The organism is Nostoc sp. CHAB 5715 (assembly GCF_020829685.1).
Classification (GTDB): domain Bacteria; phylum Cyanobacteriota; class Cyanobacteriia; order Cyanobacteriales; family Nostocaceae; genus Nostoc.
Genome location: NZ_JAIVFR010000309.1, coordinates 1 through 7,349, shown reverse-complemented (window position 1 = coordinate 7,349; position 7,349 = coordinate 1). Strand labels below are relative to the sequence as shown.

7 protein-coding genes are annotated in these 7,349 nt (G+C 35.5%); all 7 read left to right on the top strand.

All coding sequences use genetic code 11. The annotated features are described in order from the left end of the window. The first annotated feature begins 464 nt into the window (after positions 1–464). Entirely contained in the window at positions 465–2,915 is a 2,451-nt protein-coding gene (locus tag LC574_RS18040; RefSeq protein WP_229454779.1) for a hypothetical protein, read from the top strand. Positions 2,916–3,181: 266 nt separating this feature from the next. After that, on the top strand, positions 3,182–3,421 hold the full coding sequence (locus tag LC574_RS18035) for a prevent-host-death protein (RefSeq protein ID WP_229454778.1): 240 nt from the start codon (positions 3,182–3,184) through the stop codon (positions 3,419–3,421). Next, positions 3,418–3,801: a type II toxin-antitoxin system VapC family toxin gene (locus LC574_RS18030; protein WP_229454777.1), complete on the top strand. Its 384-nt coding sequence runs from the start codon at positions 3,418–3,420 to the stop codon at positions 3,799–3,801. The genes LC574_RS18035 and LC574_RS18030 overlap by 4 nt, the downstream gene beginning before the upstream one ends. Positions 3,802–3,994: 193 nt before the next feature. Next, a complete protein-coding gene (locus LC574_RS18025) occupies positions 3,995–4,627 on the top strand; it encodes a Uma2 family endonuclease (RefSeq protein ID WP_229454776.1) in 633 nt (210 codons plus the stop codon). Positions 4,628–4,908: 281 nt separating this feature from the next. Continuing rightward, a complete protein-coding gene (locus tag LC574_RS18020; protein WP_229454775.1) occupies positions 4,909–5,658 on the top strand; it encodes a hypothetical protein in 750 nt (249 codons plus the stop codon). Between the two features lie 39 nt (positions 5,659–5,697). Beyond that, entirely contained in the window at positions 5,698–6,486 is a 789-nt protein-coding gene (locus LC574_RS18015; RefSeq protein WP_229454774.1) for a Nif3-like dinuclear metal center hexameric protein, read from the top strand. Positions 6,487–6,777: 291 nt separating this feature from the next. After that, positions 6,778–6,996 carry a hypothetical protein gene (locus tag LC574_RS18010; RefSeq protein WP_229454773.1) on the top strand — a complete coding sequence of 73 codons (219 nt, stop codon included), beginning with the start codon at positions 6,778–6,780 and terminating at the stop codon, positions 6,994–6,996. Positions 6,997–7,349 lie beyond the last annotated feature (353 nt).

Sequence of the window (7,349 nt, the reverse complement as noted above, 5' to 3'; positions counted from 1 at the left end):
TCCCGCAAGGAACTGAAGTTCCTTGCTAATAGCTTAAGTCATCTAAAGATGACTAAATAATCCGAAAAATTTTTAGTCTACTTCAGTAGACTTGAGCTATTAGCCTTGGAATTCATTCCAAGGCGGGTGAGGAAGTTAACAGATAAGCTATTTCTAGCTTAAGTTGACACGTATGAGCAATGCTAAACCCCTACCGCGTGGTCTGTTTACCTGAAAATAGCTGTAATTACAGCAGTTTTCATCTATTTAAACCCCACGTTTCTATTTTGATTTTTGAACAAGACTACGAGAAAATACGTGGGTGTAAAAGCATAACAGGGAACAATTGTAAGTCAGTATTTTATAAACTGCCAATGCCCAGTGCTAGAAGACTTTTTGTTTTCTCTGGCGCTGGCGATCGTTAGTGAAACGGCGATACATGACAGATATATAATTGGTTAAACTTTGTTTTTGAGCAAATAAATATGAGTGATTTTGACCATTCTCAGCATCGAAAAGATTATATCATCCTCTTAGTAATTTGGCTGATAGCATTAGTTATAGATAGAGCTTGGTTTTTCTTAGATGAATCGATTCCAGCCTACGATCAAAGCGCACATTTAGCTACAGCATTACATCATTATAGAATTTTTCAAAACTTCAATATCTTTTCAGGAAATTGGTGGTTATCTCTGTGGCAATTAACTCCAAGTTATCGCGCTCCTTTTGTATATATTTGCACTGTCCCATTTTTGATGTTGTTTGGACGTGGATATGACCAAGCAAGTTTGGTCAACTTATTGTATACTGCGATGATTATAGTTTCAGTGTATCATTTAGGTAATTTTTTATTTAAAAACCGAAAAACTAGCATAACTGCCAGCATATTTTGTCTGTTATTTCCTATTTTAGGAATTATGCGGACAGATTATTTATTAGATTATGGTTTGACAGCAATTGTTACAGTGACTTTCACAGTTCTGACAATTTGGAAAGATAGTTATATTGGGTTTTTATCATGGGGGCTAACTATCATCTTGGGCGTTGGAATAGGTTTAATCTTGTTGGCTAAACCTACAGGTTTTATTTTTATTTTAGTTCCTAGTATTTGGGCATTAATTAGTTTTATTAGAAAACGTAAATTTATCAAGCTAATTCAAGCTTGCTCATCTTTGGTGATAGCTTGGTTAATTTGCAGTTTTTGGTATGGCTTAAATTGGTTAACGATTATTACATCAGCATTAAACGCTAACCAAGTCGGAAAAAGGGAGGGCGATCCTTCTGCCACAAGTATTGCTGGATGGTTATACTATCCACAAATGATCCCAGAAAGCGTTGGTTTACCAATATTATGTGTGAGTATTGGCATTTTATTGGTTTATCTGATTAAATATCGATTTTCTACTAATTTAATTTCAGTAAATCTCCATAAATCGGCTCGAATTTGGTTATTAGTTACCTTAGTAAGTAGCTATATAATTTGTTCTTTGGGTACAAATAAAGACATTAGATTTATTCTGCCATCCTTTCCGATAATTAGTTTAATATTGGCGGATTTATTCAACTTAATTGAAAATATATATTTTGATAGACTGAGATTAGGCACTCTGATATTAAGTAGCATAGTTTTACTCAATAATTTGTTTCCATTACCCCTAATTCAAGCATGGGGTGGTAAACATTTACCTAATAATGATGCTAAAAAATATCCTTTGGATAAAGTGATACACAAAATTAACGAAACAAATTTATATTTAAGGTCGAATTTAGGGGTAATTCCTGTTTCTACACCGCAGATAAATGAGTTTAGTTTAAATTATTTTGGGGCATTAGCAGATTTTCGCGTATCTGGCAGAAAATTAACAACCAAATTATCTCAGGTAGAGCAAGATTTACAATATTTTTGTTGGTATATTACTAGAGAGAATGAACCATATAGACCTGGAGAAAGTGGAGAAACTAAACGGAAATTAAAATCTTTAGTCGAATCTTCTACTAATTTGAAATTACAGGGCGATTGGATATTACCTCATGGAGATAAAATGCGATTATATAACTGCAAAAATCCTCCTGTAGTTGTTGAAAAAATAAGTAATAGTGAGTCGGGAATTAGTCTAGAAAAAGTGGCGATTTCTCAGCAATTAATTTTAGATAAAAACAACCCTGTAAACTATGAAATAACAGGTTCATGGGATGATTTGCAAAATGGAATATTACTGTTAAGATGGCAAAATAGCCAATCATCTTGGTATCACGATCATGCCATTGGCTTGGGTAATTTATACTGTGGCATCAAATGTCATCCTGAAGGAACTTTCCGGGTGAAAGAAGCCTTAGCTACATTTATTCCAAAAACACTACCACTAGGGAAATATCAACTATCAGCACTATATTTAGATAGAAGAAACAACAAAAGCACATCTTTAAATATTCCAGATATTACTGTAAATGTGACAGATGTCGGAACAGTAGAGAAATCGCCAGCTTTAGATTTAGTTACCCGAACTTCACAGCTAGCCCAAGAGTTACAACAGGGTAAAATAAATAATATATTTGTGCAGATAGCTCATTTCAATCAATACGATCCTACTCAAGACTATTTAAAACAAATTGATTTCGCGGCTAATTATTATCTGCAAACAGAGCCAAATAACTTAAATTGGCGTTACACTTTAGTCTTATCACAACTTTTACAACGCCAAGTCCCAGAATTAATCCAAAATTTAAAAGAATTAACTAAATATGATGCTCAAAATCCTTACACATGGATTTATTTAGCTTTTGTTTATTTATATAATTTTCAAGCTGCACAAGCTGAACAAAAATTAGCGATCGCAGAACAATTAAAACCAGATATACCAGAGTTAAAAACTTTAAAAACTGTAACAAATGTTATGAAATTTTTGACACTACAATGGTTTGCTACCAAGGAATAGGAGAAATGGGGAGTTAATGCTTGAGGGATCGACGATCAAATCACAGGCGACTTGAGTAAGGGCGCAATCATTGAATACAAAGCAATGGATGTTGGGTTTCCTTACGTCAACCCAACCTACGAGGAATTGCGATCGCGTAGCGTTAACGAAGTAACGCATCATCTAATTTTCAAGTAATAAAGCTCGAAAACCCGCCTGAATAAAATGTTGATCTGATGTCAATACGGTTCAGTTAGAATAGAAGTAGACACTTTAGAGGTGTAATCATGACAACAAAAAATATTGATATTCAACAAATTTCTATCAGCATTTCTGATTTATTATCCTTGATGCAAGATGATAATACAGAAATTATTTTAACTAATGGAGATAAACCTTTTGCTAAGGTGATTCCTTTTGCTTCTGTGCAAGAAAAAATTATCCCTAAAGCTGGGTTAAATTTGGGTGCTATGGTTATGAGTGATGATTTTGATGAACCTTTACCTGATGAATTTTGGTTATCATGAAATTTCTGTTAGATACTCATACCTTTATTTGGTGGGATAGTGACTCCAAAAAACTTTCAGAACGGGTTTTAGAATTGTTATTAAATCCAGAAAACGTTCGGTTAGTAAGTGTTGTGAGTCTCTGGGAGATTCAAATTAAAACTCAATTAGGAAAATTAACATTAAATCAGTCTTTACCTGATATTATTCACCAGCAGCAAAATAATGGAATAGAATTTATTGGAGTTAAAATTAATCATGTTTTAATGCTAGGACAGTTACCTTTACACCATAAAGATCCATTTGATAGGTTGTTAATTTCACAAGCTCAGAGTGAAAATGCTATTTTAATAAGTAAAGATACAAATTTTTCTAGTTATAGTGTATCTGTTGAATGGTAAATATATCATCTAACTAAACCTTCTAAAATATTTACTTAAAACCATAATAAAAAACGTTCATAGTTGGGGCTTTAGCCATACAAACCAGGAAGTAAAGAAACGACAAATATAGTTATTCTTATACCAATTCTTTATAAAGGCGCATATAAATAACCCCACGCGATAAGATCAAAAATAAATTCATACTGTGTTTATGGCAACCCAACTCAGTGAAGCCAAATCCCAAACTGAACTGGTAATTTCTTGGGAAGCCTTGCCCAAGGATTTTAAACTAGAGGATGAACCAGTGGAGAATACAGGTCAGCCACTTTTGGCTGGTGCTTTGCGTGAAAGCCTAGAAATCAGTGGATTCATCCAACCCCAAATGTTGATCGCTTCCAACTTTGGTCTTTGCGCGACAGTCAACGGGCAATTTATTGCCAAAGCACCTGACTGGGTTTATGTGCCATCGGTAAATCAAGTTGTGGGTAATCGCAAAAGTTATACACCCAATTTAGAAGGAGATATCCCAGCGATCGCCATCGAATTTCTATCGGATACTGAGGGTGGAGAATATTCGGTAAAGCGAACTTATCCACCAGGAAAATGGTTTTTCTACGAGCAAATTTTGCAGATTCCCATCTACACAATTTTTGAACCAGATGGCGGTTTATTGGAATATTATCAACTGGAAAATAAACGCTATGAGTTAAAGCAACCCGACGAAAATGGTCGTCATTGGATTGATGTAATGGGCTTATTTTTGGGAACTTGGCAAGGAATTTATATTTGGGAACACCGCCAACGCAGTCATTTAAGAGAATTGGTTGTACATATTTCTGGATAGGTGATTCTCAAGTTTTATTTATTTAAGGTAGAGTTCTATAGAGTTTAAATACTCTGGTTATCCCGCTTACCCTTTGGGTATAATCTCATAAACTCGCGGTGATATGCATTAAATAAATTTCACCGCGATCGCTTTGTTATGAAAACTAATCAAATCCATACTAAATAATTCGTATAAATTTGTAAATTAAAAAGTAAAGTTTATTTGTGATTATTTCAAAATTTACTTGTTTCGATATAAGCTAATATTTAGTGTAAGCTGTCTGGGCTATTTCAATTACTATGAAGCAAGAACTGACACCGATTCATACTTTCAAATTTATTGATGAAATCCTTGCCCAACAGTCTATTAACCTCTTATCACTTAATCCTAAAAAAACATTAATTACCAGTTTCGCAGAATTGGAAAATTTAATTACTGAACAAAAAACTGATATTGAACTCCTCATAAACCTTCAAGAAACTCTCGAAAGCATAGTCTGTACTCAGTTACAAAACTTTCCAGAAAACATATTCTGGGATTTTGATTTTCTGGTAAGCAGTATGCTAAGGCAGGCTTTAGTAGCAGATGAAGGTGCTATAGTTTTTTTAAAATCTTTTGGTGAAAAGATGGTTTCTCTTACAGAAATGTTCGGAAATAAAACGGAAATGCGCTTCCGTTACGTTCACGATTTTATGTATGGGTTTGAGTGGGCAAGATGGGTACAAAAAGAACCACAAAAACGCGCACACATAGAGCCTTTTAGTCCGGTTTTTTTGGATTATTTGCTCGTCAAAGGTAAAGAACTTTTACAACGGATTAATCACGGACAAATCACATCTTATAAACTATGTGACACAGGCTACCGTAATCCCTTCACTTTTTCTCGTGAACCAGAAGATGAATATCGTCTGCTAACTTGTCTTGCCCAAGAAGAACTGATTCCAGTAACAGTGTGGAACTGGAATGCTAGCCCTGTCTGGAACAAACCTTTCCAAGAAATGCGCCAGCAATTAGCATTAAAATTAAATATTCAACCACAGAAACACTGATTAGCAATTAAAATTAAAAATTGCTGAAGAAATATAGTTATGAAAATTGCTGACTTAATTACTTGGTTTGAAGCATGGGCAAATCCCGCTTGGTGTGAAAGCTGGGATAATTGCGGGTGGCAGATTGAACCAGGAGTGTTGCAGGAAAAAGCACGGGTTTTGGTATGTTTGACACCGACTTTGGCAGTAATGCAGGAAGCGATCGCTCTTAATGCTAACCTGATATTTGCCCATCATCCATTGATTTTTAATCCTCCCAAATCTTTACGCACTGGTGAAGCGATCGCAGAAATGGTACGGTTATCCTTTACCCACAATATTGGTATTTACACTGCCCACACCAATTTCGACCAAGTGCAGGATGGTACTGCTGATGTTTTGGCTCAAATTTTAGAACTAAAAGAAGTTACTCCTATACAACCTACACAAGCAGGGTTAGGATATGGTCGTATTGGTTTGCTAGAGCCATTTTTGACATTACAGGAATTACTCGCAGCCATTCAAGGGCGACTTGCTCCCCCTAATTTGATTTTTTCCCCAAGTGCTGATTTGCAACAAACAATTTCACGAGTTGCTGTTTTGGGTGGTTCGGGGGCTAGTTTCATTTCAGCCGTCGCCAAAAGTGGCGCCCAAGCTTATTTGACTTCTGACTGTAAGTTTCATCAGTTTCAAGAAAGCCGCGATCGCAATCTCATTTTAATCGATGCCGGACATTACGCTACCGAACGTCCGGCTTGCGATCGCTTGGTGCAAAAATTCCAGTCTTTAAACTTAGACTGGGTGCAATTAAGTCAAAAGGATGAAGATTTCCGCCAGTTTTTTGCTTGATTGCTTATATCTCACTATATTTTTGGATACTTTGCTTAAAAGTTTTTCTATCTTTTAATATTGTCGAATTATGCGCTACCTCAGTAGTCGCATTGAAGTTTTTTGTAACTAATATCTACGTATATGAATAGATAGATGCACCAAGATATCATATTGTAACCGATTGTTGTGATCTAAATCACTAATTAGGTGTAATGATAATCACATGATACTCATGTTCCATATCAATTATTATCAAAGGGAAATGTTCCACACTTGACATAACAATTTGTTTACTCTGTCCTAACCAAGATGATTCGCACACTCGTTGAATCTGCTTTCCAAACTGGATATCTTAGTGTTGAATCTGAGGGATTACTCCATCAAGTGCTTGTCACTAAATGCTGGAAGGAAGAGGATTTGTCAGCCCTCGCAGCTTTATACGATGCAGTTCGGGCAGGTAAAATTAAACGAGAAGCGTCCTCATCTAACGTGCTTATGGAATTTCCGCTACCATATAAATCTTGCTGATACTTCCAATAGGGTTCGCAAAAGAGAAAGTTATTTGTTGAGGTGGGCAGGGGGAGCAGGGAGAGAAAGAATTATTGTTTAATAACTCTTTTTCCTCTCCTGCCTTTTCCCTAGCCATCATCAGGCAAAAACCTTCAAAAATCAAAATTATTTAGGTGTTATTGTTGAAAACCATCAAGGTCAGCAAGAGAATGAGTTAAGATCATATACACATGGGTAAAAGTAAAACCAAGTCCCCGGACTTCCCAGCAATGCCAATGATTATAAGTAGGCAAGTTAAACAACCGCAATCAAGGATTGGTTTTGAGTATTCTTTATTACATAATAGTAAGAATGACTCACCAGCAAATATG